The organism is Amycolatopsis sp. NPDC114478 (assembly GCF_055633805.1).
On the sequence record NZ_JBVKDO010000010.1, the window covers coordinates 137,073 to 160,486 of the forward strand.

At 70.1% G+C, this 23,414-nt stretch carries 19 protein-coding genes; 9 read left to right on the forward strand and 10 right to left on the reverse strand.

Annotated features, from left to right (window positions below; translation table 11 throughout):
* Positions 1-142: 142 nt before the first annotated feature.
* The gene (locus ACZ7OH_RS26825; protein WP_470283309.1) at positions 143-877 is read right to left on the reverse strand and encodes a class I SAM-dependent methyltransferase; all 735 of its coding nucleotides are present in this window, start codon (positions 875-877) and stop codon (positions 143-145) included.
* Positions 874-2,031: a glycosyltransferase family 4 protein gene (locus ACZ7OH_RS26830; protein ID WP_470283310.1), complete on the reverse strand. Its 1,158-nt coding sequence runs from the start codon at positions 2,029-2,031 to the stop codon at positions 874-876. The genes ACZ7OH_RS26825 and ACZ7OH_RS26830 overlap by 4 nt, the downstream gene beginning before the upstream one ends.
* 496 nt (positions 2,032-2,527) lie before the next feature.
* Here ACZ7OH_RS26830 and pgfA point away from each other — a divergent pair, with 496 nt between their 5' ends.
* The 7 genes from pgfA (at position 2,528) to ACZ7OH_RS26865 (ending at position 11,745) form a co-directional block, all read left to right on the forward strand.
* The gene (gene pgfA, locus ACZ7OH_RS26835) at positions 2,528-3,529 is read left to right on the forward strand and encodes a cell envelope lipid trafficking protein PgfA (RefSeq protein ID WP_470283311.1); all 1,002 of its coding nucleotides are present in this window, start codon (positions 2,528-2,530) and stop codon (positions 3,527-3,529) included.
* Positions 3,526-4,275, forward strand: a complete 750-nt coding sequence (locus ACZ7OH_RS26840) for a class I SAM-dependent methyltransferase (protein ID WP_470283312.1) — start codon at positions 3,526-3,528, stop codon at positions 4,273-4,275. Before pgfA ends, ACZ7OH_RS26840 begins: the two co-directional genes overlap by 4 nt.
* Before the next feature lie 116 nt (positions 4,276-4,391).
* Complete coding sequence (locus ACZ7OH_RS26845) at positions 4,392-8,492, forward strand: alpha-(1->3)-arabinofuranosyltransferase domain-containing protein (RefSeq protein ID WP_470283313.1); 4,101 nt, start codon at positions 4,392-4,394, stop codon at positions 8,490-8,492.
* A 137-nt stretch (positions 8,493-8,629) separates the two neighbouring features.
* Positions 8,630-9,769, forward strand: a complete 1,140-nt coding sequence (locus ACZ7OH_RS26850) for a condensation domain-containing protein (RefSeq protein ID WP_470283314.1) — start codon at positions 8,630-8,632, stop codon at positions 9,767-9,769.
* Positions 9,766-10,026, forward strand: a complete 261-nt coding sequence (locus ACZ7OH_RS26855; protein WP_470283315.1) for a Trm112 family protein — start codon at positions 9,766-9,768, stop codon at positions 10,024-10,026. Before ACZ7OH_RS26850 ends, ACZ7OH_RS26855 begins: the two co-directional genes overlap by 4 nt.
* Positions 10,027-10,665: 639 nt before the next feature.
* Entirely contained in the window at positions 10,666-11,319 is a 654-nt protein-coding gene (locus tag ACZ7OH_RS26860) for a hypothetical protein (RefSeq protein ID WP_470283316.1), read from the forward strand.
* Positions 11,320-11,334: 15 nt separating this feature from the next.
* Positions 11,335-11,745, forward strand: a complete 411-nt coding sequence (locus ACZ7OH_RS26865) for a bacterial transcriptional activator domain-containing protein (RefSeq protein ID WP_470283476.1) — start codon at positions 11,335-11,337, stop codon at positions 11,743-11,745.
* Positions 11,746-11,836: 91 nt separating this feature from the next.
* On the opposite strand, the gene ACZ7OH_RS26870 is transcribed toward ACZ7OH_RS26865, so the two are convergent.
* Both ACZ7OH_RS26870 and ACZ7OH_RS26875 read right to left on the reverse strand, forming a co-directional pair.
* Complete coding sequence (locus ACZ7OH_RS26870; RefSeq protein ID WP_470283317.1) at positions 11,837-13,201, reverse strand: sensor histidine kinase; 1,365 nt, start codon at positions 13,199-13,201, stop codon at positions 11,837-11,839.
* Positions 13,198-13,893 carry a response regulator transcription factor gene (locus tag ACZ7OH_RS26875; protein WP_470283318.1) on the reverse strand — a complete coding sequence of 232 codons (696 nt, stop codon included), beginning with the start codon at positions 13,891-13,893 and terminating at the stop codon, positions 13,198-13,200. The genes ACZ7OH_RS26870 and ACZ7OH_RS26875 overlap by 4 nt, the downstream gene beginning before the upstream one ends.
* Positions 13,894-14,077: 184 nt before the next feature.
* Here ACZ7OH_RS26875 and ACZ7OH_RS26880 point away from each other — a divergent pair, with 184 nt between their 5' ends.
* Positions 14,078-15,331: a bifunctional glycosyltransferase family 2/GtrA family protein gene (locus tag ACZ7OH_RS26880; RefSeq protein WP_470283319.1), complete on the forward strand. Its 1,254-nt coding sequence runs from the start codon at positions 14,078-14,080 to the stop codon at positions 15,329-15,331.
* Between the two features lie 50 nt (positions 15,332-15,381).
* Positions 15,382-17,424 carry an ArnT family glycosyltransferase gene (locus ACZ7OH_RS26885; protein ID WP_470283320.1) on the forward strand — a complete coding sequence of 681 codons (2,043 nt, stop codon included), beginning with the start codon at positions 15,382-15,384 and terminating at the stop codon, positions 17,422-17,424.
* A gap of 526 nt (positions 17,425-17,950) precedes the next feature.
* On the opposite strand, the gene ACZ7OH_RS26890 is transcribed toward ACZ7OH_RS26885, so the two are convergent.
* The 6 genes from ACZ7OH_RS26890 to ACZ7OH_RS26915 are packed head-to-tail and all read right to left on the reverse strand — an operon-like array spanning position 17,951 to position 23,387.
* Positions 17,951-18,598, reverse strand: coding sequence for a TetR/AcrR family transcriptional regulator (locus tag ACZ7OH_RS26890; RefSeq protein WP_470283321.1), 648 nt, complete (start codon positions 18,596-18,598; stop codon positions 17,951-17,953).
* Between the two features lie 35 nt (positions 18,599-18,633).
* Positions 18,634-19,308 (reverse strand): TetR/AcrR family transcriptional regulator, encoded by a 675-nt coding sequence (locus ACZ7OH_RS26895; protein ID WP_470283322.1) that lies wholly within the window; start codon positions 19,306-19,308, stop codon positions 18,634-18,636.
* A 26-nt stretch (positions 19,309-19,334) separates the two neighbouring features.
* A complete protein-coding gene (locus tag ACZ7OH_RS26900) occupies positions 19,335-20,537 on the reverse strand; it encodes an MFS transporter (RefSeq protein ID WP_470283323.1) in 1,203 nt (400 codons plus the stop codon).
* A 5-nt stretch (positions 20,538-20,542) separates the two neighbouring features.
* Positions 20,543-21,139 carry an NADPH-dependent FMN reductase gene (locus ACZ7OH_RS26905; protein WP_470283324.1) on the reverse strand — a complete coding sequence of 199 codons (597 nt, stop codon included), beginning with the start codon at positions 21,137-21,139 and terminating at the stop codon, positions 20,543-20,545.
* Positions 21,140-21,149: 10 nt separating this feature from the next.
* On the reverse strand, positions 21,150-22,136 hold the full coding sequence (locus tag ACZ7OH_RS26910) for an alpha/beta hydrolase fold domain-containing protein (protein ID WP_470283325.1): 987 nt from the start codon (positions 22,134-22,136) through the stop codon (positions 21,150-21,152).
* Positions 22,137-22,169: 33 nt separating this feature from the next.
* Positions 22,170-23,387 carry an acyl-CoA dehydrogenase family protein gene (locus ACZ7OH_RS26915; RefSeq protein WP_470283326.1) on the reverse strand — a complete coding sequence of 406 codons (1,218 nt, stop codon included), beginning with the start codon at positions 23,385-23,387 and terminating at the stop codon, positions 22,170-22,172.
* Positions 23,388-23,414 lie beyond the last annotated feature (27 nt).

Below are 23,414 nucleotides of genomic sequence, written 5' to 3' on the forward strand. Positions count from 1 at the left end.
GTGATTGCATCGAGAGAAATAGTTGCGCTGTGCGCAGTCGTATGTTGCCAGCACGTTTCCGGACTGTCAATTGATTTCCAACCAGGCGTGGATTCGGGTCGTCGACTGGGGGAAAATTGATAATTGGTGCCAATTTTGCCGTTCAGCTCTGAAGTGTCGCGCGCACAAGGAGGATCGACGCCGCAGTCGGCCACGCGCAGAACAGTCGATCAAGACCGCTCAGCAGCCTCGGCACGTCGTGGTAACAGGCTCCGGACACCTCGATTCGGACGAAACCGTTCGCGGCGAGGAACCCGACGAGCGCACGCCGGGTGAACATTCTCAGGTGCCCCACCACCGCACGGCCGGGGCGGCCGTGGACTCTTCGCAGACTCACCTCGGAAAACACCGGCTGCACGCCCGCGGCCAGCAATGCGCGGTTGTACCAGGCGGCCAGGTTCGGGGTGGACAGCAGCAAGGTCCCGCCCGGCCGCAGTACCCGGCGGACTTCGCCCAGGGCGAAATCGGTGTCGACCAGGTGCTCGATCAGCTCGCTCATGACGACGACGTCCATCGTGGCCGGGCCGAAGGGGAGGCCCGGAGCGTCGACTCCGGCGCCGACGACGTCGAATCTGTGCCTCCGGGCGAGGCTCAGTGCTCGAAGGGACCAATCGGCACCGATCACGTGATGGCCGCGGGCGACGGCGGCGACCAGGGCTGTCGCGGCTCCGTCGCCGCAGCCGACGTCCAGGATCCGTCGCTCGGGCTCGGCGCCGTCGAGGACCTCGGCCAGCAGGCGTGCTTGCCGCCGCGCTCGGTCCGGGCCGGAGCTGATCGGTACGGCGGGCCTCTCGTAGAAGCCGTGCAATGGGCCGGGGAGGCGTTGCCCGGCCGTCACTGTGGAACCGTCCCCGAGATCGCTTCCTCGACGACGGACTCGAACCGGTCGACGGCCGAGCTCCAGCGCAACCTCGAGGCGAAATTCCTGGCTGCGGCGCCCATTCGCTGCCGGCGAGCGGTGTCCAGTGCCAGAGAGGCCCAAGCCGCCGCGAACTCGCCGCCGGTGCGGGCGAGCACTCCCGTCTGCCCGGCGAGAACCGAGTCGCGCAGGCCGGGTACGTCGAATGCGACAGTCGGCGTGGCTTGGGCCGCGGCTTCGGCCACGACGATGCCCCATCCTTCGACGAGCGCGGGATGCACCAGCAGCCAGGCCGCGGCCAGCAACCGCTGCTTGTCCAGCTCCGGGAGGTAGCCGGTGATGGTGACACCGGCGCCGGCCAGACGCTCGAGCCGGGCGCGATCGGGACCGTCGCCGGCGATCACCAGTTCGCCGCCGGTCACCAGGCGGACCCGTTCCCACAGCCGGAGCAGCAGGTCCAGCCGCTTGTACTCGGCGAGGCGGCCGAGTGCGAGGAACAGCGGAGTGGGGGAGCGCGGATACCGCCGGCCCGGTGGCTCGACCCCGTTGCGGAGGATGCGGATGCGATCGGGGCGGACGCCGATGGCGGCCAGGGCGGCCGCGCTCGACTCGGAGACGGTGAGGAACAGGTTGCCGGCGTGGACGCGTGGCATCAAGACCCCTTCGGTGTACCGGCCGATGGCGGCGAGCGGCGGTGGGTACCGCAACAACCACAGGTCCGTGTGTACGTGGTTGACGAGGCACACCGCCGGCTTGTTCGACCACAGTGGCGTCAGGTAGGGCAGGCCGTTGCAGACTTCGACCACGACGTCGCATCGGTCGGCGAGCCGCCGGTAGGCCAGTGGGGCGAGGACGAACTGACTGAGTTTCCCGCCGGTGCGGACCACCCGGTAAGGCCGGGTCTCGGCCGTGCCGCCGCACAGCAATGTCACTTCGTGGCCCCGGGCCGCCATGCCGCGCGCCAGCCGGTCCACGAGCACCTCGGAACCCCCGGCCCGGGAGTGGGACAGGTCTCGGCCGGCGACGATGACGACACGCCGCCGTGTCCGCGGCGACGACGGTGCGAGGATCGAAGCTGGACGTCCGACTGTGGATGATTTGTCCGAATTTGCGACGAGCGCTGACTCGACCATGTTCCCTCATCTATTCACGGTGTCCGGATCGGCGTTGTCACCGAAGCAGTAAAAAAAGTCCGGATCGACGTTGTTCTCCGCCGGAAATGCCAATCCGTGCGGCGCTCGGCGGACTCGATCAGAGGCTTCCGTAGGTGAATAGCGGCGCATTCACGGGCTTGGGTGATCCGTTCGCGGACGTCACCACGAGCAGAGATGTTGCCAGCGCCAACAGGCATCCGAGCAGGGCGGCGAGCACTGCTCGCGTCGGCCATCGCGTCATCGGAACATGATCCTTTCGGAGTGGGTAGTTCTCGAAAACCCGCGCGGATTCGCGCCGGTGGTATTTCCGGATCCACCTGAACATCCGCCTTGACATCGTGTCAAGGCGCGACCTAAATTGCATCCACTCAAGCTGTGGCCGCCGAGCCCGATCAGGGCACCGGAATCTCGAGGCGGCAACCGTCCCCCGCGACCACGAGGTCGTGCAGCCATGTCAGCGACGACAGGAAGTGCGATGTTGCGCCGTTTCCGATGCGCGGCCGGGCACCCGCGGACCGCCTTCACCCTGGTCCTCCTCGGAGCGTTCTGTCTCGCCATGGCACCCCTCGTGCCCTGGTACGTGCTTCCCCGGCTCGAACAGTCCCCGGCGGACATCAACGCCACCAGCACCCAGATCGCCACCGGCAGCGTCTTCGACGGCACCGGGCTGAAGGGACCGAGCAAGTTCACCATCACTGTCCGGCTGGTCGGGCAAGTCGACGCCGGCCGACCGGACGGAGTCGCGGTCTGGGACATCTCGACCCAGGTCGACACCCCGGACACGGCCGCCTTCCACGACCCCCGGATGGCGATGAACTGGATGGTCGAGCGCTACGTGTTCGACCGGCACACGAACCTGCCGGTGCACTGCTGCGGCGAGACCTCCGCTCACGAAGGCAATGCCTACCTGAAGTTCCCCTTCCACGTCACCAAAGGCACCTACCAGTACTGGAACCCCTTCGTTAAGAAGGCGCACCCGGTCACCTACGCCGGCGACGTGACCCTCGAAGGCCACACGCTGTACAAGTTCGTCGGCAGCGTCCCGCCGACCAAGATCGGCACCCTCGACGTGCCGGGCGCACTCGCCGGTCTGAAGGAGCAGCCGGGAATGGCGCACCTGGACACCTACTACCGCGACGACGGCGGCGAGATGCTCGTCGACCCCGTATCGGGCAGCCCGATCTCGGTCACCCAGCGGTCGACGACCACGGCCCGGTTGCCCGGCGGCACCACCGACCTGCTGACACTGTCCACCTTGACGGTCGCGCCGTCCCCCGAGGCCGTGCACGCCACATTGGCTCAGGCTGTCGAAGGTGACCAGCTGCTGGAAATGGCCGGGACGGACGTGCCGGTGGTCTTGCTGGTGACCGGGATCGTCCTCGCGGCGCTGGGTGTTGTGCAGACCGTCCGCGGTGCGCGCCGGACCCGGGCCGCCGACCGCGTCGAGCGGCCGGATCCAGTGGCGGCCCGCTCGTGACGAGCCTGCCTGAGCGCACCTCGCGGCAGACCGGCCTGCGGCGCTCTCTCTCGTTGTACCGCGCGTTCCGCGAAGAACAGACGCGACCCGAGCGGTTCTACGCTCTGCTCGCGGAAGACACCGCTCACCAACTGTCGGAGTACACGTCGCTCGCGGGATACACGGTGCTGGACGTGGGCGGCGGCGCCGGCTTTTTCGGCACCGCCATGCGGGCACGGGGAGCCGAGTACTACCTCGTCGAGCCCGACCGGCGCGAGCTGGCCGCGGTCGGGACCGCGGCACCGGGCACGATCATCGCCGACGGCTACTGGCTGCCGTTCGGTGACAGCACGGTCGACCTCTGCTTCTCCTCCAACGTACTGGAACACGTGCCGGACGCGGGCGACTTCCTCGACGAGATGGTCCGGGTCACCAAGCCAGGCGGGATCGTCTACGTCTCGTTCACGAACTGGCTTTCGCCGTGGGGCGGTCACGAGACATCGCCGTGGCACTACCTGGGCGGTGGGTACGCCGCGCGGCGCTACACCCGCAGGCGGGGCCGTCCGCCCAAAAACCTTTTCCGGCACACGTTGTTCCCGCTCCACATCGGACAGGTGTTGAAGCTGGTGTCCGGGCGGCGCGACACGGACCTGCTCGACGCGCGGCCGCGGTACTACCCACGTCCGGCCCGGATCCTGCTGCGCGTCCCCGGATTGCGTGAACTGCTCACCTGGAACCTCGTACTGGTCCTCCGAAAGACGAAGTGAGAGCGCGTGCGATGACCATGCCGACTACGCCGCTGAGCGCGGTGATCGAACCCGATGACCCCTCGAAGCGGCCGCCGAGAGCAGGCGCGACGGTACCGATTGGCGACGCTTCGCGTGTGGCGAGCCGGTGGTGGCTGATCGGCGTCTGGGCGCTGATGTTCGTCCTGTTCGCGGCGGGCAGCCCGGGGAAGGCGACGTTCGACACGAAGCTCGGGGTGAACGTCGACCCGGCCGGGTTCTACGCGCAGCTCGGGCACCTGTGGAATCCCTTGCAGTGGTTCGGCGGTGTCCAGAACCAGGCCATCGGCTACGCGTTTCCGATGGGTGCGTTCTCGTGGCTCGGCCAGGTGGTGCACCTGCCCGTCTGGCTCACCGAACGGTTGTGGATGTCCCTCCTGGTGGCGGCCGGGTTCTGGGGCCTGGTCCGGCTCGCCGAGACGCTGCGGGTCGGGAACCCGGCGACCCGGTTGCTCGCCGGCGCCGTGTTCGCGCTGTGGCCGACCTACACCATCCTGGTCGGCTCGACTTCCGCCGCGGTGCTTCCCGGCCTGCTCGCCGCGTGGGCGGTGCGGCCCCTGGTTCGTGGTGCCCGCGCAGGGTCCGTCCCGCTCGCCGCTTGCCGGTCGGGCGTCGCGGTGCTGTTCATGGGTGGCGTCAACGCCGCCTCCACGATCGCGGCCCTGGTGCTCCCCGTGTGCTTCCTCCTCACGCGCAAACGGGACCGGCGGCTTCTGTCGCTCGCGCTCTGGTGGGTGTTCGCGGTGGTGCTGGCCACGGCGTGGTGGGCGCTCCCGCTGGTGCTGCAGGCCGCGTACGGCTTCGACTTCCTGCCGTTCATCGAGCAGGCCGCCAACACCACCCAGACCACGTCGGCGGTCGCTGTCCTGCGGGGTAGCGGTAACTGGGTGGCCTATCTGCACTTCGGCAACGCTTGGCTCGCGGCCGGTTGGGCGGTGGTGTCCACGCCGCTGCTCATCGGCGCGTCCGCCGTCGCGGCGGCCGTGGGACTGGCCGGACTCGCCCGGCGCGATCTGCCGGAGGGCAAGTGGTTGCGGCTGTCCGCCGGGCTCGCCGCGCTCGTGCTGCTGGCCGGGTACGCCGGGCCGGCGGGCGGCTTGTTCGGCACCGCGGTGCAGCACTGGCTCGACGGCGCGCTCGCGCCCTTCCGCAACGTCTACAAGTTCGAGCCGGTGCTCGCGGTGGCCACGACCCTCGGCATCACCCACGCCCTGGTCCGGCGGCCGGTGGGCCGACGGGTGCGAGCCCGCCGCGCCGTGGTGGGCCGGGTCTTCGCAGTTCTGGTGGCCGCGGCTGTCCTCGTCGGACTCTGCCAGCCGTACCTGACCGGGCGAGTGCTGCAGTCCGGCTCGTTCGCCGCCCTGCCGTCCTACTGGCGCGACACCGCGGACTTCCTGGCCGAGCGTTCCCCGAACTCGCCGGCTCTGGTGACCCCGGCCGATTCCCACGGCACCTACACCTGGGGCGCCCCGGTCGACGAACCCCTCGAAGCCTTGGCGAAGTCGCCGTGGGTCCAGCGCACACTCGTCCCGTATTCCGGTGCGGGTTCGCAGGCGATGGTGCAGGCCGCCGAAGACGCCTTGGAATCAGGCAGTCCGCAACCGGGACTCGCGGCGTACCTCGCGCGTGCCGGCGTGCACTACGTCGTCGTCCGCAACGACCTGGACCCGACTCAGCTGGACTACGTTTCGCCGGACGTGGTCCACGAAACACTGCTGCTGTCCGGCTTCACGCGCGCTGCCTCGTTCGGGCCTGAGACCACCGGTGGCTACGCCGGCTCCGGGGAGTCACCGACCGCGGCCGCGCTGCTGCGCCAGTACCCGGCCGTCGAAATCTTCGAGGCTCGAGGCACGGCGGCCGACGGCCCGGCGGTGGCGCGGCCGGCGGATTCCGCGGTGCAGGTCGACGGTGATCCGGGTTCGCTGCTGCAGCTGGCCAACCAAGGGGTTCTCGGCGACCGGGCGGTTGTCATGAACGGCGACGCCGGTCGGGTCGATCGGCCCGCCACCGAGGTGCTCACCGACGGGATGCGGCGGCAGGACACGGCGTTCGGCCTGATCCGGGACAACCGGTCCTACACCTACACCGCCGGGGAGACCAATCCGCCGGACGATCCGCATGGTGCGGGCGGTGCGGAACCCCGGCAGCTGGTACCGGACTACGCGGACGGGCATCAGACCGTCGCCGAGCTGGGCGGTGCCGCCGCGGTGACCGCGTCGTCCTACGGGTCGTGGCTGTGGCGGACGCCCCAGTACGACCCGGTGAACGCCTTCGACGGCGACCCGGCGACGGCGTGGACGTCGGGAACACCCGCCGGGGCGACGGGGCAATGGCTGCGCATCGACTTCCAACACCCCACGGACCTCCCGGCCGCGGTGCCGGTCCGGCTGCTCGACGACAGCACGCTCCGACCGCTGATCCAGCGCGCCGTGGTCACCACCGACACCGGGAGCGCCACGACCGAGTTGGCCGCCACCGGGACCCTGCAACCGCTACGCGTGCCCGCCGGACGCGCGTCGTGGCTGCGCATCACCATCGGCCGCACCGCCGGCGGCGTGGCCGGGCTGGGTGCGGGCATCCGGGACATCGCGATTCCAGGGGTGAAGGTGACCCGGTACCTGCACGCCGCCGGGGCCGGTACCCCCGCCGTCATCTCCTTCCACCGGGACGCGACATCGCCGTCGCCGCTCGGCGGTGGTCAGCCGGAGCCGCATCTCGCGCGGACGTTCGACACGGGCTCGGCCGAGAATGTGGTCGCGACGGCGACGGCGGTCGCCACCCCCGGAGCCGCCCTGGACGCGCTGCTCGAACGCACCCCCGCGGCGAAGCCCGCGGTACAGGCCTCGGCCAGCTCGAGCTGGGGCGCGCTGCCGCAGTTCCGCGCGGCGAACCTGGTCGACGGCAACTGGCGGACGCCGTGGGTGGCCGGAGGCCCGGACCCGGTCGTCCACCTGAGCTGGTCCGGGGCGCGGAAGATCGACGAACTGGCGATCGTGCCGGCGAGCGGCGTCACCGCGACACCCACCAAGATCCGGATCACCGGTACCGACGGCACCCGCGAGGTCGCCGTACCCAACACCAGCACGACGCCCGTCCCGTCCACAGGCGACGTGAAGTTCCCGGCCCTGACGACCGACCACCTGGACATCAGCTTCCCGGAGCTGTCAGCGGCCCCGACGGGCGACGCAACGCTCGGCCCGGTCACGCCGCCGGTGGTGGGCGTGGCGGAGCTGTACGTCCCGGCGCTGGCCGATCTGATCACTGCGGGCCGGGAGACCGACACACCGGTCGACCTGCCCTGCGGCGAGGGGCCGGAACTGGTGGTCGACGGCCACACCTACCCGACCTCGGCGAAGACCACGAGCACGGACCTCACGGACTTCCGGTCGATCGTCCTCGGCGTCTGCGCGGACGAGGGCACCCTGCCGCTCGCCGCCGGGCGGCACGTGCTGTCTTCGGCGGGCGGTCCCGGGCCACTGGTGATGACGGATCTGACCCTCAGCACCGTCGCAGCGGCGGCCCGGAAGGATGCCTCTGAGTCCGCCGGACGCAGTGTGGGTGTGCTCTCTTGGGGACCGGAGCGCCGTCAGGTCGACGTCGGCGCGGGCACGACGTCGTACCTGCAGGTGCACGAGGCGTTCAACAGCGGGTGGACGGCGAGCCTCGACGGCAAGCCGCTCACCCCGGTGGAACTCGACGGGTGGCAGCAGGGGTTCGTTCTGCCGGAGGGATCCGGCGGAACCGTGACGCTGTCCTTCCCACCCGGCACGGTGTACCGCGTGACCCTCGTCGTCGCGAGCGCCGCGGCGGTGGGGCTGGTCCTGGCCGCGCTGGTGGAGGGAATCCGACGCCGCCGGCAGGCTCCGGCGCGGATTGTGGACACCGAAGCCGAGGCGGGCCGGAGTGGTGTGTGGGCGGCTCTCGTCGCCGTCACCGCGCTGCTCGTCGTAGTAGGCGGGTTCGCCGCCGTGCTCGTGCCGATCCTCGCCGCTCTGGCGTATGTCAAGCCGCGGTGGATGCCGATCGTCGCCGCTGTCGCGATGCTCGGTGCGGGCACGTTCGCCGTCGCCGGCGTCGGGCGGCACGGGGTGGCACTCGGCGACGGCTCGTTCGGCGGTCCGGCCCAGGTACTCGCGCTCGCCGCGCTCGCGGCCGCACTCACACCGCACTTGCCTCGCCGTGGGAGCGTGCGGTCTTGAGCGGTGGCGTGGTCCGGGTGCCGTTCACACTCGTCGACGAGCTCGGGTGCTGGCTGGACCGGCCGGACGAGCCGAACTGCGTCCTCCTCGAGGCGGAAGTCGTCGGCCGGCTGGACTCGGCGCGGCTGCGGGAGGCGGTGGCGGCGGCGCTCGCGGCCCATCCGCTCGCCCGGGCTCGCCGGGCTCCGCATCGCGGCTGGCACCGCCGGCTGGAGTGGGAGATCCCGGACCGGCCGGACACGGCGCTCCGGCTGATCCGATGGCGGACGCCGGAGGAGCTGGCCGGGCTGCGGGAATCGATCTTGTCCGGTGCGCCGCCGCTGGAGTCCACCGTGGTCGAAGTTCGGCACGCGGTGGGCCCGAGCCGGGACGTCGTGTTCCTCAGCGCGCACCACGCGGCGCTGGACGGCATGTCGTGCCTGCGCCTGCTGCGGTCCGTGGCGCGCCGGTACGCCGGCCGGCCGGACCCGGTGCCGGCCGATCCGCTGGCTGTGCGCCTACCGCAGTCCAGCGATAACCGGTCGCCGAGGAACCGGCTGCGGCGCCCGGCGCGAGTCGCGGCTGATCGCGACCGGCCCCGGCCCGGGTACGGGTGCGCACACGTCGTCGTACCCTGCCGCTCCTCCGCGCCGGGGCCGCAAACGGTCAACGAGGTCCTGATCGCCGCGCTGGCCATGACGATCTCCGCGTGGAACCAAGCACACGCCGTCGCGGGCGGGAAGCTGCGCATCACGATGCCGATCAATGCCCGAGAGCCGGGGCCGGACGATGAGCCGCTGGGCAACCTCTGTCGACTGGCCGGCATCGACGTCGACGTCCGCGACAGTCCACAGCAAACACTCCGCGACGTCGCCAGGCAGACTGTGCGGGCCAAGAACCGCGGCGGGCCGCAGCTCGACCCGGTGACGTCGGCGTTGGCGTCGGCCTGGGGCCCGATCGATGCGCGGTCGCGGGTGGTACGCCTCTCCCACCGGCTTGGCGCACGTCGGTTCAGCGACACCTCGCTGGTGTCGAACCTCGGTATCACCCGCGAGCCGCTGGATTTCGGCCCCGGCACCCGGATCGACGGCATGTGGTTTTCGACGCCGGCGCCGATGCCTCGCGGTTTGTCCCTCGGCGTGATCACCGTGCGGCGCGAGTTGCACGTCTGCTTCCGCTACCGGCTCGCGCTCTTCGACGAAGCAGCGGCGAACCGCTTCGTGCGTTTGTTCGGCACGGCCTTGACGACCATCGGTGACCCGCGCCTGGGCGCGCTTTCCACGAAGGAACCCCGGTGACCCTCGACGAACGCCTCCTCCGCGTGCTGGCCTGCCCGATCGACAAGGGCGCTCTGCTCTACTTCGCGGCCGACGAACTCCTGTACAACCCCCGGATCCGTCGCCTCTACCACGTGGAGTCGGGTATCCCGTTGATGCGCGCCGACCAGGCCCAGCCGGTCGACGAGAACCGGCACGCTCAGCTGTTGTCGCGGGCCCGGGCAGAGGCCCTGGTGTCGTTGGACGCGCCGATCACGCAGTTCGGCTGGGCGGAGTGATCGTCGAGACGCGAACCGCGCTCCCACAGAGTCGAGGAATCATTTGGTGGCTCGCGGACGAGTGCGGCTGGAGTACTGCGCTGGACGGCCGCCGCCGTAGCCGTCCTTTTCGGACAGTCGATCCGCGGCAGCCTCGCGTCCCGTAACGCGGTTCCGCTTCGGGCCGGAACCTCAGCTCAGCGCCAGCCCTGAATTCCCGCGCCGTCCTGGTAGAGCGGGTTCCCTGCGTCGTGGGTGGGGAGACACCCACGACGATCTTGACCCGGATGTCCGCCCGTTCCACCTCTGTCGCTGCGCAACGCATCCCAATTGTGGGAAAGGCACCTCGCCAGTGCCGAAGTCCGGCACGCAGGTGAGTGAGCGTGTGCCGTAGGTCGCGGACGTGCCGCACACGGCCGGTGTCGACCTGGATGTCGGGACTGGCCGTCGAAGGAGGAAGGCAGCGTCCGGCCAGCTCGGTGTGCGGCCGGATCTCGCCTTCGAGGTGCAGCCGTAGGACTGGTCGACGTACGCGGCGCATCGCTCGTCGGGGCAAGTCGTCGACGTGATCGTGTCGGAGCGCGATGGTGTGCAGGTCGCGGGCCGGGCGCCGGCCGGCGGTGTCGCGATCGTCGCCCTGCCGAAGGGCGGGTGACCGGCATGCTGATCGCGTTCGCGTCCCTGCAGGGCAGCCCGGGCGTGTCGACCGCGGTGTCGGCGTTGACCTGGGTCTGGCCCCGGCACGCCGTGATGGCCGAGTGCGACCCGACCGGCGCCCAGGCGCTGGACGTCTTCGACCCCGACGGCAGCTACGGCCGGCCGAGCGCCTTCGAAGTCCTCGCTCAGGCCCGTTCGATGCCGCTGCATCGGGCGATGTCAAGCCAGCTGCTGGTGCTGCCCGACGGCACAGCGCGCCACCACCTGCTGCCGAGACCGCAATCGCCGCGGGAAGCCGAAAGCCTGGACTGGCGACGCCTCACCGACCTGTTCGTCGAGCTGGAGACCGTCGACGTGCTCGCCGACTGCGGCCGCGTCCGAGCGGGAGGCGCACCGTATGCGGTGATCACCGGCGCAGCGCTCAACCGGCTGACCGAGCTGGCAGCGTTCCTCAGCCTCCACCCTGGGGTGACTGCGGACGAGATTTCCCGCCAGCTCGGCACGGACACCAACCCTTGGTCCGCGGCGACCCGCCAGGGCTACATCTCACGGCTGCGCACCTGGCTCGGCCGGGACGCCGACGGCGAGCTGTACCTGCCGAACGTCGACGCGAGACGAGGTGGTTATCGGTTCTCGGACTCCTTCGAGACCGACTGAGACCGATTTCGAGACCTGTCTCGGCGTGGTCTTGCGGACCCCGAGACATCGATTGACCAGCTGAAGCAAGCCATGGACCTGGTCTCGGGCCTGCCCCTGAGCAACGTGCCGGCGGACCGATACGCCTGGAGCTCGTGGATCCAGCGCGAGATGATCGACGCGATCGTCGAGGTGGCCCACGCGCTGGCTGCTGCCTGCCAGAAGCTCGGCGACGTTACGGCGGCCCGCCGCGCGGTCGTCCGCGGGCTGCAGGCGGACCCCGTCAGCGAGCTGCTCTACCGCGACCTACTCCGTGTCGAATACCGAGCAGGCAATGTCGCTGCGGTGCGTGAGATCGCGGACAAGCTGAGTTCGATCGCCGCTTCGCTCCAGATCGAGGTGGACGACGACACTACCGAGCTGGTCACCGGCATGCTTGCCAACTGATACGCACTGGTCCAGCGGGTCGATCTATGGGGTTGTGCGCTGGTGGTGATGCTATTCCCGGCACCAGTGACACGTCACGCGGCCAGTCCGATCAGGCGAGGGGCAGCTCGACGCGGACGCAGGAACCTTCGCCGTCCGCCGGGGTCGCGAACCGGACGGTTCCGCCGTGCGCGGTCACGGTGTCGGCCACGATGGCCAAGCCGAGCCCGGAGCCGGGAACGGCACGGTCGCCGGGGGCGCGCCAGAACCGCTCGAACGCCTGCGTCCAGTGCTCCTCGGCGAGGCCGTGCCCCTGGTCGCCGACCGTGATCCACCCCGGTTCCGACCGCACCCGCACCGTCGAACCGGCGGGGGAGAACTTGACCGCGTTGTCGAGCAGGTTGAGCACGGTCCGCTCCAGGGCTCCGGCGTCGCCGGTGACCGTCCAGGGACGGCAGGCGACGTCGAAGTGGTGATCCCGCGCACGGCTGCGGGCCCGGCGGACCGCGCGGTCGATCACCCGGTGCACCTCGACCTTTTCGCGCTCCGCTTCACGCTCGTCGCGGGCGAGGACGACCAGTTCGGCGACCAGCTCGCTGAATTCGCCCGCTTGGACCTGGAGCCGGTCGATGATCTCCGTGCGCTGCCCGGCTGGGATCGGCCGGCCGGTCCGTTCGCTGTGGGCCAGCAGATCGATGTTGGTCCGCAGGCTGGTCAGCGGGGTACGCAGCTCGTGGGCGGCGTCGGCGACCAGGTCACGTTGCCGCCGTCGCGACTCCTGCAAAGCGGCGATCATCGCGGTGAACGCGCGGCCCAGCCGGCCGACCTCGTCGTCGCCGGAGAGCGGGGTCGGGAGGTGGAGGTGCTCGGTGCGGGCGATCTCCTCCGCGGTCGCGGTCAAGCGCGTCACCGGCGCGACCGCGCGCCGCGTGAGCAGCAGGCTCGCGGCGGCGGCCAGCACGCCGCTCAGCAGGGACACCACCACCAGCTTGTCGCGGAGCCGGGTGAGGATGTCCTCGATCTCGGCCAGGCTCCGGCTCACCACCAGCACGTTCCCCTCCCCGATCGGCTGCAGCAGCACCCGGACGGACGCGCCCGACCGCGTCGATCCATCGCGCAACGTCGTCTTCTGCACCTCCCGGTCCTGGGCGGAGGTGACGATCTGATCCACACCGGACGGTGCGCAGGAGCCACCGCCCGCCCGGAGCAACTGGAGGTCTTCGCGGAAGCGCTGTACTCCCTGATCCGAAGACGCTGTGCGGCACAGCCAGTCCGGGGTGAGAGGGGGGACGTCCGGCGGCGGCTGGGCTCCGGCCGGCGGCACGAGGTCGAGCAGTGCCTGGTCGAGCTGCGCGTGCAGCCGGTCCCGGGTCGTCATCCACGTGATCGTGCTGATCCCGGCGATCGCCACCGCCACGATGCATGCCGTGGTCAGCGTGAACCTTGCCCGCAGGGACAGCCGGCGTGACCGGGTCATGAGCCCGAGCGCAGGACGAAGCCGACGCCGCGGACGTTGTGCAACAGGCGGCTTCGGCCGCCGGCTTCGGTCTTGCGGCGCAGGTGTCCGATGTAGACGTCGAGGTTGTTCGAGCCGGGGTCGTGGTCCCACACGGCCCGCTGCAGGTGCGCTCTGCTCAGCACCTTGCCCGGCGCGTCGAGGAAGACCGCCAGCAGATCGAATTCGGTGGGAGTCAAGGTGATCGGTTCCCCGGCTCTGGTCACTTCGCGAGTCAGAGGATCCAGCCGGAGGTCTTCGCACCGGGCAGGTCGTTCCGTCTGCCCGTGCTCGACGGGACCGCGGTTCAGCTTGAGGAGGGCGCGCACCCTGGCCAGCAGCTCCTCCAGCGCGAACGGTTTGACGAGGTAGTCGTCGGCGCCGGCGTCCAATCCCATCACCTTGTCGCCGAGACCGTCCCGGGCGGTGAGCATGAGCACCGGCAGGCGATCGCCAGCCGCGCGCAGCCTGCGGCACGTTTCCATCCCGTCCACCTCCGGCATCATCAGGTCGAGGATCGCGAGGTCGGGGCGCGAGCCGAGCTGGTCGGTCAGCAGCAGCCGCAATGCTTCGGCCCCGTCCCGGGCCGTTTCCACTTCGTAGCCTTCGAACTCCAGGCTTCGCCGAAGGCTCTCCCGGACGTCCGGGTCGTCGTCCACGACGAGCAGCCGCATATCGCACCTCCGGGGTCTCCGCCGGGAAAGCTACCTCGGCCCGCCCAGCCCGACCGGGTGAGAACCGGGCTTTCATGATCTTCTCAGCAAAATTCCAGGCGGCTTTCACCCGCCATGCGCCATCTTCGGATGACCGGACACAGCGCGTTGTTTCCTGCCCGAGCCAACACGAACGGAGAAGGACTTGTCGGCGAGCGCGACCCGAGGGCACCCCGTCGAACATCGGGATACCGAACCGTTCCGAACCGCCACCGTGGACATCATGATTCCGGTGTACAACGAGCAGCGGGCACTGCCCGGTTGCGTCCGGGTGCTGCACGCGTTCCTGTCCGAGCAGTTCCCCTTCGCCTGGCGGATCGTCATCGTCGACAATGCCAGCACCGACGCCACTCTCGAGGTGGCTCACGCGCTGTCCGAGGAGCTGGACCGCGTCGAAGTCCGGCACCTCGACCGCAAGGGCCGCGGCCTCGCGCTCCGCGAAACCTGGCAGGCCAGCAGCGCCGAGATCGTCGTCTACATGGACGTGGACCTGTCCACCGGCCTGAACGCCCTCCTACCCTTGGTCGCACCACTGGTCAACGGGCATTCCGACCTCGCCATCGGTTCGCGGCTGGCGGCGGGCGCGCGCACGGTGCGCGGCCCGAAGCGGGAGTTCGTTTCCCGGTGCTACAACGGCTTGATCAGGCTCACCCACGGGGCCCGGTTTTCCGACGCGCAGTGCGGTTTCAAGGCCGCCCGCACCGTGGTCGTCCGCAAGCTGCTGGCCCAGGTGGCGGACGAGGCCTGGTTCTTCGACACCGAACTGCTGCTCCTGGCCGAACACAACGGCCTGCGCGTGCACGAGGTCCCGGTCGACTGGGTGGAGGACACCGACAGCCGGGTCGACATCGCGGGCACCGCGATCGCCGACATTCGCGGGCTGATCCGGGTGGCTCGCGCGAAGGCATCCGGTGCCGCGCGGGTGCCGGACCTGCCCAGGCGGCCCGAACCGCGCGCCGCGCACCCCGATGCCGTCTTGGGGCGCGCCGAGGGAGCGCTGTCGTGGCAGATGCTGTCCTTCGCCGCGATCGGCGTGCTCTCGACCGTGGCGAACCTCGCGCTCTACGGGCTGTTCCGGCTGTGGTGGCCGTCGCTGCCGGCCAACCTCGCCGCGCTGACCGTCACCACGCTGTTCAACACGGAGGCCAACCGCAGGTTCACCTTCACCGAGGCAGGGAAGACGGGCGGCCGGGTCCATCTACAGGGGCTCGTGGTCTTCGGGCTCTACTACGCCTTCACCTCCGCCGCTCTGCTCGCTTTGGAGTGGCTCGAACCGCATCCGGCCCGGTGGCTGGAACTGGCGGTGCTCCTGGTGGCGTCGGTCCTCGGCACCGCGGGGCGGTTCCTGCTGTTGCGCACCTGGGTCTTCACCACCGAACGAAAGGACGAGAACAAGTGAGCGTCGTCGCCGGGGCAGCAGCCCCATCACCGGCGGTACCAGGCTTCCGGATGGGCGGACGCCGGCAGGGCTGGGCGCTCGCGACGATCTGCGTGGTGGCCGCTTTGCTGTACGCGTGGAAGATCGGCGACGGCCAGCTGGGGAACAACTACTACTCGGCTGCCGTGAAGTCGATGACGAGCGGCTTCACGAACTTCCTGTTCGGGTCCTTCGACTCCTACGGCGTGTTCACGGTCGACAAGCCGCCGATGTCGCTGTGGCCGCAGGCGATTTCGGTACTGGTGTTCGGTTTTCACGGCTGGGCCCTGCTCCTGCCGCAGGTGATCGAGGGCGTCGCCGCGGTGTTCCTGCTGCACCGGACCGTCCGGCTGTGGGCCGGGGAGAACGCGGCGCTGCTCGCCGCGCTCGTTCTCGCGTTCACCCCGATCACGGTGGCGATCAACCGCGACAACAACCCGGATACCCTACTGGTCCTGCTGCTCGTCGCGGCCGCTTACGCCTTCACGCGCTCAGTCCAGGCGCCGGCCGGCCGAGGACGAACTGCCTGGCTGCTCTGGTGTGCGTTCTTCGTCGGCTGCGGTTTCGTCACCAAGATGATGCAGGCGTGGATCGTCGTGCCGGGGATCGCGGTGGCCTACTTCGCCGGCACCGACGCTCCCGTCAAGCGGAGGCTCCTGGACCTGCTCGCCGCGGGCGGGGTGCTGACCGTCTCGTCGTTCTGGTGGGTGGCGCTGCACGACTGGTGGCCGGGCGACAAGCCGTACATGGGCGGCAGCTCCGACGGGTCGGCCTGGGACCTGATCTTCGGGTACAACGGTTTCGGCCGGGTGTTCGGCGGCGACAACAACCCGTCCACGGGCGGCGGCTTCCCCGGCCGGCTGCCGGGTGATCTCCCGGCCGGCCTGAGCCTGCCGTCCGGCTTCGGCGCCGCGTTCTCCGGCGGCGAAACGGGGTTGGGCCGGATGTTCGGCGCCGGCGTCGGCGAGCAGATTTCGTGGCTGCTTCCGCTGTCCCTGCTCGTGCTGGCGGTGGTCGCCGTCGCCTGGATCCGCCGGACGCGGGCCAAGCTGCCGGCCGAACCGGCGCAGCGTGCGGGCTGGCTGCTCTGGGGCAGCTGGCTGCTGGTCACCGCGCTGGTGTTCAGCTACGCGCAGGGCATCTGGCACCCGTACTACACGACCATGCTGGCGCCGGCGATCGCCGCGATCTCGGGTGCCGGGCTCGTTCGGTTCTGGCGCGTCTACCGGAACGGCGACGGTCTCGGGTGGTTGCTGCTGCCGCTGGCGGTCGCGCTGACCGCGGCCTGGGCGTTCGTGCTGGCTTCCCGGTCCGCTTCCTGGCACGGCTGGGCGCGCTGGGCGGTGCTGGTCGTGGCCGCGCTCGCGGTGGGCGGACTGGTGCTCGGTCGGCTTTCCCCATCGTGGCGTGCTTCGCTCGGCCGGTCCGCGCTGGTGGCCGGCCTGGCCGCGGTCCTGCTCGTGCCGGGCGTCTGGTCGGCCGGGACCGTGGTCCAGGCGGCGTCGTTCGGGGGGATACCCGCGGCCGGCCCCGCGAGCGGCGGGTTCGGCGGAATGCCCGCGATGCCCGCCGGTATGCCGGGGATGGGGCGGCCCGGTACGGGCGAAGGGTCAGCGGCCATGGGTGATCCGTCCTCGGGCCGGTTGACCCCCGACCAGCGGCGAATCCTCGACTACGCGAAGCAGCACGGCGACGGTGCGGCGATCACGCTGGCCGTCAACAGCCCGGCCTTGACTTCGGCGAGCTACGTCATCGGCAGTGACGACACGGTGATCGGCATGGGCGGTTTCATGGGCGCCGACGACGCACCGTCCGTCGGCCAGCTCGCGGGCTGGGTTGCCCAAGACAAGCTCAAGTTCGTTCTGAGCAGCGCCGGCGGAGCCGTCGCCCCATTCGCCGGCGGTGGGTTCGGCGGCATGGGCGCCGCGATGGGGCAGCGGCAGCAGTGGATCGAGCAGCACTGCACGCCGGTCGACCCGGTGGCCTACGGCGGCTCGGCCAGGCCCGTCACGCAGGATTCGTCCCCGATGGCCATGATGGGCGGCCCCCAGACCCTGTACGACTGCCGTGCCTGACTGCTCGTGTAGTGCCTCGCGCAGCGGGGACCAAGGTTCCGGGGGCGAGCGGCCACGCCGCGGTGAAAGCCGGTGCCGGTTCCGGGGCAGGCCGGATCCGATCGCGGTGGCCGGCGTTCTGTTCGACTCGCTTGCTGCCGTGCTCGGATCGGGTGCCGCAGACCTGGTGATGAAGACGATCGTCGACAGTCGGCCGCTACCGCTCTTGAGCTCCTACGCGCAAGATGGCCTGTGATCGCCAGTCACCCGCGTCTCGATCCGCCACTCAGCCCGGCTGCGCCATCGAACATCTGAGCACGCCCATTTGAATAATGCACCCTTGAATATGCGCACCACCTCGACTGAGGCCACCTTGCGAGGAGTGCGGTTGACGATTTGCGCATTCAGGGCGACACCTGCCATCACCAGTCAGAGCGGTGATGCACTAACCCGACCAGGGCGACGGGGCTAGCCGGCGCCGGGACCCGTGTCTGGCGGGTGCTCGCCATGGCGAGCACCCGCCGGGCTGACGAAGGGTCGCGAACGGTCAGGATCCGTCGGGATCGTCGTCCTCGCTCGTGAGGTACGCGGTTGCCATCTTGGAAACCTCGGTGGCCCAGCGGCTCCACGAGGCTCCGTCGGGCCAGACGTGCAGCGACAGGGTGCGGTGAATGCAGGCACCGGTGATCGTGTGGGCGGCGGTGACCAAGGCGGTCATCTGATCCGAGCGACGGACGTCGTCGAGGTGGCGAGTGGCGGCGTTGAGGAAAAGCCGCTCCAGGGTGGCGAGGGCGCGGACGCCGCGTTCGGCGACGTCCTTGTTGCGCTCGCCACCGATCACGTAGGGGATGACGTGCGCGCCGGCGGAGAAACCGTCGGCGAGGGCACGGGTGAAGGTGGCGACGACGTCGGCGAGGCCCCCGTCGGCGGCGCCCAACGCGACGGCCAGCTCCTGTTCCATGCTGGTGAGCAGCCGGTCTTTGACGGCGATGAGGAGCTGGTCCTTGCCGGCGAAACGGCTGTAGATGGAGCCGACGGACACACCGGCGCGTTGGGCGACGGCAGCCATTGTGAATTCGTCGGACCCGGTCGTGGCCAGCACCTGCTCGGCCGCGGTTAGCACCCTCTGTAATGCCGCCCGGCTCCGCGCCTGTTGCGGGGGGTGGAAGCCGAGCGGGCTCTTGTCGGATCCCACGGTGCCGAGGATACCGGGCGCCTCGGCGGCGCAGGTCATGACGGGGGAGTCGCACCCCCGCGCAGGTAGCCGAGGCACAGGGTGATGACTTCGTCTCTGGCCTGGTCGTGGGAGGCCGGTACGTCGCTGCCGGGCAGGGCGGCAAGTGCGCTCAATGCGACGTGGGAGACCATGGCCAGGGCGAGCTGTGGGTCGGGATGGCGGATTTCGCCGGCGTCACGCAGTGCGGCGGCGCGGAACGACGCGAGCAGCCTGGTCCGGGTGAGCAGTCCTCTCGCGTCGAGCTCGTCGTCGCTGTCGCCGGCTCCGAGGGGGCGGGCGGCGGTGCGCAGGTCGGTTCCGGCGAGGCACGTGATCAGCTCCCGGACGGTGTGCTCGAGCCCCTTGCCGTGATCACGCAGCCGTTCGGCGACGTCGTGCTCCAGGCGGGTGAGCAACTGGTCCTTGACGGCGAGCACGAGTCCCTGCTTACCGTTGAAGCGGCTGTAAAGGCCACCGATGGAGATTCCCGATTCTTCGGAGATGGCGGCCATGGTGAAGCCACCAGGGCCGTCGCGGGTCCAGACGGTCTCGGCCGCGGTGAGTATCTGCGCCATCGAGCGCCGGCTGCGGTCCTGGCGAGGCGGGGTGAGCAGGTCGTTGGGCAGTCCGGGCAGCCAGCTGCCGATCGAGTCGTCGTCGTCCGCGCCGTCGCGCTGTCCCGTCGACATCCGTTCTTCCTTTCGCTGCGGAGGAACTATGCGGAATCCGGCAACCGGCCGAGCAGGAAGCTCGCGCCGAGGGCCACCACGCACAGGCCGGCCATGGTGTAGAAGCCGATGTCGAAGGAGCCGGTCGCGTCCTTGACCGCGCCGAGGGTGTAGGCGAACGTGAGGCCGCCGAGGTTCGCGCACATGTTCGAGAACCCGCTCGTGACACCGGCGACGCGCGCGCCGAGCTTGCGGATCGGCACTTCGAACAGCGGTCCGAAGTAGATCTGCACGAAGATCGCCTGGAACGCGACCAGCACGATCACCAGCGGGAGCGTCTGCGTCAGGGGCAGGGCAACGAGCGTGCAAGCCAGCACGGCGACGGCGATCCCGATGATCAGCAGGGGGCGGTTGAGCCGGTCGGAGAGGTAACCGCCGAAGAAGTTGGCGGGTGCGGTGATCGCCGCGGCCAGTGCGATGATCAGGCCCGCCGTTTGCAAGGACGCGCCTTTGGCCACGACGAGGTAGGTCGGGAGCCAGAACATGATGCCCTGCACCACGGCGAGACGGACGAACTGCACGACCCCGCACAGCCACAGAACCCGTTGACGCAACAGGGAAATCAGTTCGCTCAGCCGCAGCGGCGCGGCGGTGCTGACGGTGGGGCCTTCATTGCCCAGTCGCCAGTAGAGCACCATCATCAACACGCCGAAGATCGCGAAGATGAAGAACAGCGTCCGCCAGCCGAGCGGTCCGACCAGGATCGGGCCGAGGGAGTTGAGGAAGATGTTGGAGGAGAAACCGCCGGCGACGTAGAGGCCCATCGCGGTGGCTCGCCGGCTGGGGGAGAACTGCGCCGACATCAGGAGCATGCCGGGTGCGAACATCAGGGCGCGGAAGATCCCCGAGACCGCCTGGTTGGCCACCAGCGGCCAGTACGCCGACAGCAGTGGAAAAGTGAACGCCAGCAGGTTGGTGCCGAGCGTTCCGAGCAGGAAGAGCCTCTTGGGGCCGAAGCGGTCGGCGAGGTAGCCGGCGGGCAGCTGCATCACCGCGTAGGTCGCGATGGAGGCCGCGGCGAGGGTACCGGCCTGGGCGAAGCTCAGGCCGAGGTCGGCGCGGATCAACGGCAGGAACAACGCGATCCCGGCGTAGGCCAGAGCCTGCGAGCTCTGGCACACCACGATGAGGGTCGCGCTCACGCCGCGTCGCTTGAGCTTCGGCTGCGCGGGCTGGTCGGTCACCGTCACGGCCGTCACCCGGCCAGACCGGCGACGGCCGCGTCGGCCGGAGGCGCGGCGACGAGACGGCTGAGGTGGGTGACCTCGCGGGCCACCGTCTGCAACTGGGAGAGCACCCGCTCGGCCGGGGGCCGGCCGGGGCCGAAGGGTGATTCCGCCGCGTTGATCGCGACACCGAGCGGGGTCGGCCAGCCGCGCAGGGCGTGCACGATCGTGCGCAACGCCTGGAGGGTGGTGACCGCGGCCTGCCAGCCGTAGGCGGTGGTGACGCAGCCAATCGCGCGGCCGGACAGGTAGGGCCGGGTGTCTTCGCGGAGTTCCTCGACGTAGTCCAGCGCGTTCTTCACCAGCCCGGAGACCGAGCCGTGGTAGCCGGGCGAGGAGATGATCACGCCGTCGGCTTCGCGCAGCGCGGTGATCAACCGGTGGGTCGCGGGGGTGGCCGGACGGGTGGGGTCGTACATCGGCAGCGCGGCGAGCGCGCCCGCACCGAACAGCTCGGTACGGGCTCCGCTCTCTTCCGCGGCGTCCAGTGCGACACGCAGCGCGGACTCGCTGGACGAGCCCTCCCGCAGCGTTCCGCCCAGACCGATGATGAACGGGGAGAACATGACAGACCTCCTAGGACTTCTCGGCCGGGTCGCCCGCGGCGCCGAGCACGCGCTCGAGGAACCCCAGCACGCGGGCCCGCATGGCCGGGGACTCGAATTCGGGCCCGCCGTGCCCGGCGCCGGGGACGTCGACGAACGTGACATCCGCGCCGGCCGCGCGCAGTGCCTCGTAGAGGCGCAGGCTCTGCCCCTGGCCGAGGCGCATGTCGGTGTCGCCGTGGCAGATCAGCGTCGGCGGTGCTCCGGCGTGGGCGCGGCCGGTCGGCGCCGCGGCCTGGGCCGCGGCCGGGTTCTCGCGGGGGACGTAGCCGAGGAACCGGCTTTCCGTGGACTCGGGGGTTCCGGGCAGCTCCACCGGGCCGTCGGGGTGGGCGTCCTCGGCCCAGGTCGTCCAGTCGCTCGGACCGTAGAAGTCGACGACGGCGGCCAGATCACTGGACACGTCGGTGCACGTGCCGACGGTGCCTTCCAGCTCGGGGTCACCGTTGGTGAGCCCCGCCATCGTCACCAGGAACGCGCCCGCCGACGAGCCCCAGCCGGCGATGCGGTCCGTGCGCAGGCCGTAGGTGGCGCCGTTCGCCCGGACCCAGCGGATGGCGGCCTTGAGGTCGTGCAGCGCCGCCGGGTACACGGCTTCGTCGCGAAGCCGATAGCTGACGGAGACCACGGCGTAGCCGGCTTCCGGCAGCGAGTGCCAGGGGCCCATCTCCTTCACCCCGGCCATCCAGCCGCCGGGGTGTGCGTAGACCACCACCGGATGCGGGCCCGGACGGTCGGCGGGCACGTGCACGTCGAGCAGCAGCGGCCGGAAGCCCAGCACGACGGCGTAGATCAGGTCGCGATACGTGATCGCCCCGGGCAGCAGGCGTTGCGGCTGCGGCGTGCGCAGTCCTTGCGGGGCGCCGTCGAGCATGTTCACACCGGACAGCTGTGCGGTCAGCTCGGCCGGTGGCAGGTTGCGTCCCGCGAGCGCCGCGGGCGGCTGGGTGCTGGTCATTCTTCGTCTCTCCGCTCGGAGGGGTCGGTGGGCTCAGACGCGCAGCATCGCGGCCATCGGCGGCTCCTTGCCGGACAGGTACCAGTCGCCGAGCCAGACTTCCTTGGCGTCGGTGGAGTCGTGGGTGGCGAAGGTGCGGGCGTTGCGCCAGAAGCGGTCGAACCGGTATTTGGCGGCGGTGCTGCGCGCGCCGGTCAGGTCGAAGATCCCCTGGGTGACGTTGAGCGCGGCCCGCACGCACGCGACCTTCACCGCGAGTGCCTCGATGAATAGTTCGGTGGCATCGGCCCCGGGTGCGAGCCGTTCGAGGTTGCCCGCCGAGCGCAGCACGAAGGCGCGGGCACTGTCGAGGTCGACGGCGAACTCGCCGATGCGCCGGCGGATCAGCGCGTCTTCGCCCGCGCTGGCGAACTCGGGCAGGCTCGGGCGGTCGAGCTTGCGCACGTAGTCCAGGCTCGCGTCGAACGCGCCGAGCCCCGGCCCGAGCAGGATGACCGAGTGGAGCAGGAAGACGTACGGCAGCAGTGCGCCTTCGGGCAGTCCGCCGCGGTAGAAGTAGCCTTCGGGCACGAACACGTCGTCGTAGACGATGGTCTGGCTGTGGGTCCCCTTCTGGCCCATCACGTCCCAGTCGTGCTTCATGGTCACGTTCGGCTGATCGAGCGGGACGAGCGCGTGGTACCGGCCGTCTTCGCCTTCCATCGCCAAGCCGACGTTCGCCCAGCCGCCGCCACCGCTGTTGGTGTTGAACGTCTTGGTCCCGGTCACGATGATGCCGCCGTCGACGCGCCGGCCGGTCACCGGTCCGGAGGCGCCGGTTTCGGCGTTGGACGCGCAGAAGCGGACGCCTTCATCGCGGATCAGCCGCGCGAACTCCGCCTTCGTGGTCTCCGGCAAGCCGTTCGACTCGGCGAAGATCTCCAGTGTCACCAAGGACTGCACGACAAAGTTCATCCCCACGGACGAGTCGCCGGTCACGAGGTCGATCAGGATCTCGAAGAACTCCTCGGTGTGCTCGGTGGGCTTGGCGTCGCTGATACCACCGAAGCGCCGGGGGAGGTTGAACGTGAAGATGCCCTCCTCCCACACCCGTCGCATGCCGGACGTGGTGTCGGTGTTCTCGGCGTCGACCCGCGCGGCGCTCTCCGGCAGCTCCGCTCGCAGGGCCTTCGCGGCCCGGGCCAGCTCGGCGATCCGATCCGCGACCCGGTCTTCGCGCAGCTCGGTGAGCTCGTCTTGCTCGACGCTCATGATTCTCTCCTGTCACTGGAATGCCCG

What these genes read in the sequence shown, in the direction of transcription:
- ACZ7OH_RS26830 (WP_470283310.1), bottom strand. Translation starts at nt 2,031, where the DNA reads ATGGTCGAGTCAGCGCTCGTCGCAAATTCGGACAAATCATCCACAGTC.
- pgfA (WP_470283311.1), top strand. Translation starts at nt 2,528, where the DNA reads ATGTTGCGCCGTTTCCGATGCGCGGCCGGGCACCCGCGGACCGCCTTC.
- ACZ7OH_RS26860 (WP_470283316.1), top strand. Translation starts at nt 10,666, where the DNA reads ATGCTGATCGCGTTCGCGTCCCTGCAGGGCAGCCCGGGCGTGTCGACC.
- ACZ7OH_RS26870 (WP_470283317.1), bottom strand. Translation starts at nt 13,201, where the DNA reads ATGACCCGGTCACGCCGGCTGTCCCTGCGGGCAAGGTTCACGCTGACC.
- ACZ7OH_RS26875 (WP_470283318.1), bottom strand. Translation starts at nt 13,893, where the DNA reads ATGCGGCTGCTCGTCGTGGACGACGACCCGGACGTCCGGGAGAGCCTT.
- ACZ7OH_RS26885 (WP_470283320.1), top strand. Translation starts at nt 15,382, where the DNA reads ATGGGCGGACGCCGGCAGGGCTGGGCGCTCGCGACGATCTGCGTGGTG.
- ACZ7OH_RS26895 (WP_470283322.1), bottom strand. Translation starts at nt 19,308, where the DNA reads ATGTCGACGGGACAGCGCGACGGCGCGGACGACGACGACTCGATCGGC.
- ACZ7OH_RS26905 (WP_470283324.1), bottom strand. Translation starts at nt 21,139, where the DNA reads ATGTTCTCCCCGTTCATCATCGGTCTGGGCGGAACGCTGCGGGAGGGC.
- ACZ7OH_RS26910 (WP_470283325.1), bottom strand. Translation starts at nt 22,136, where the DNA reads ATGACCAGCACCCAGCCGCCCGCGGCGCTCGCGGGACGCAACCTGCCA.
- ACZ7OH_RS26915 (WP_470283326.1), bottom strand. Translation starts at nt 23,387, where the DNA reads ATGAGCGTCGAGCAAGACGAGCTCACCGAGCTGCGCGAAGACCGGGTC.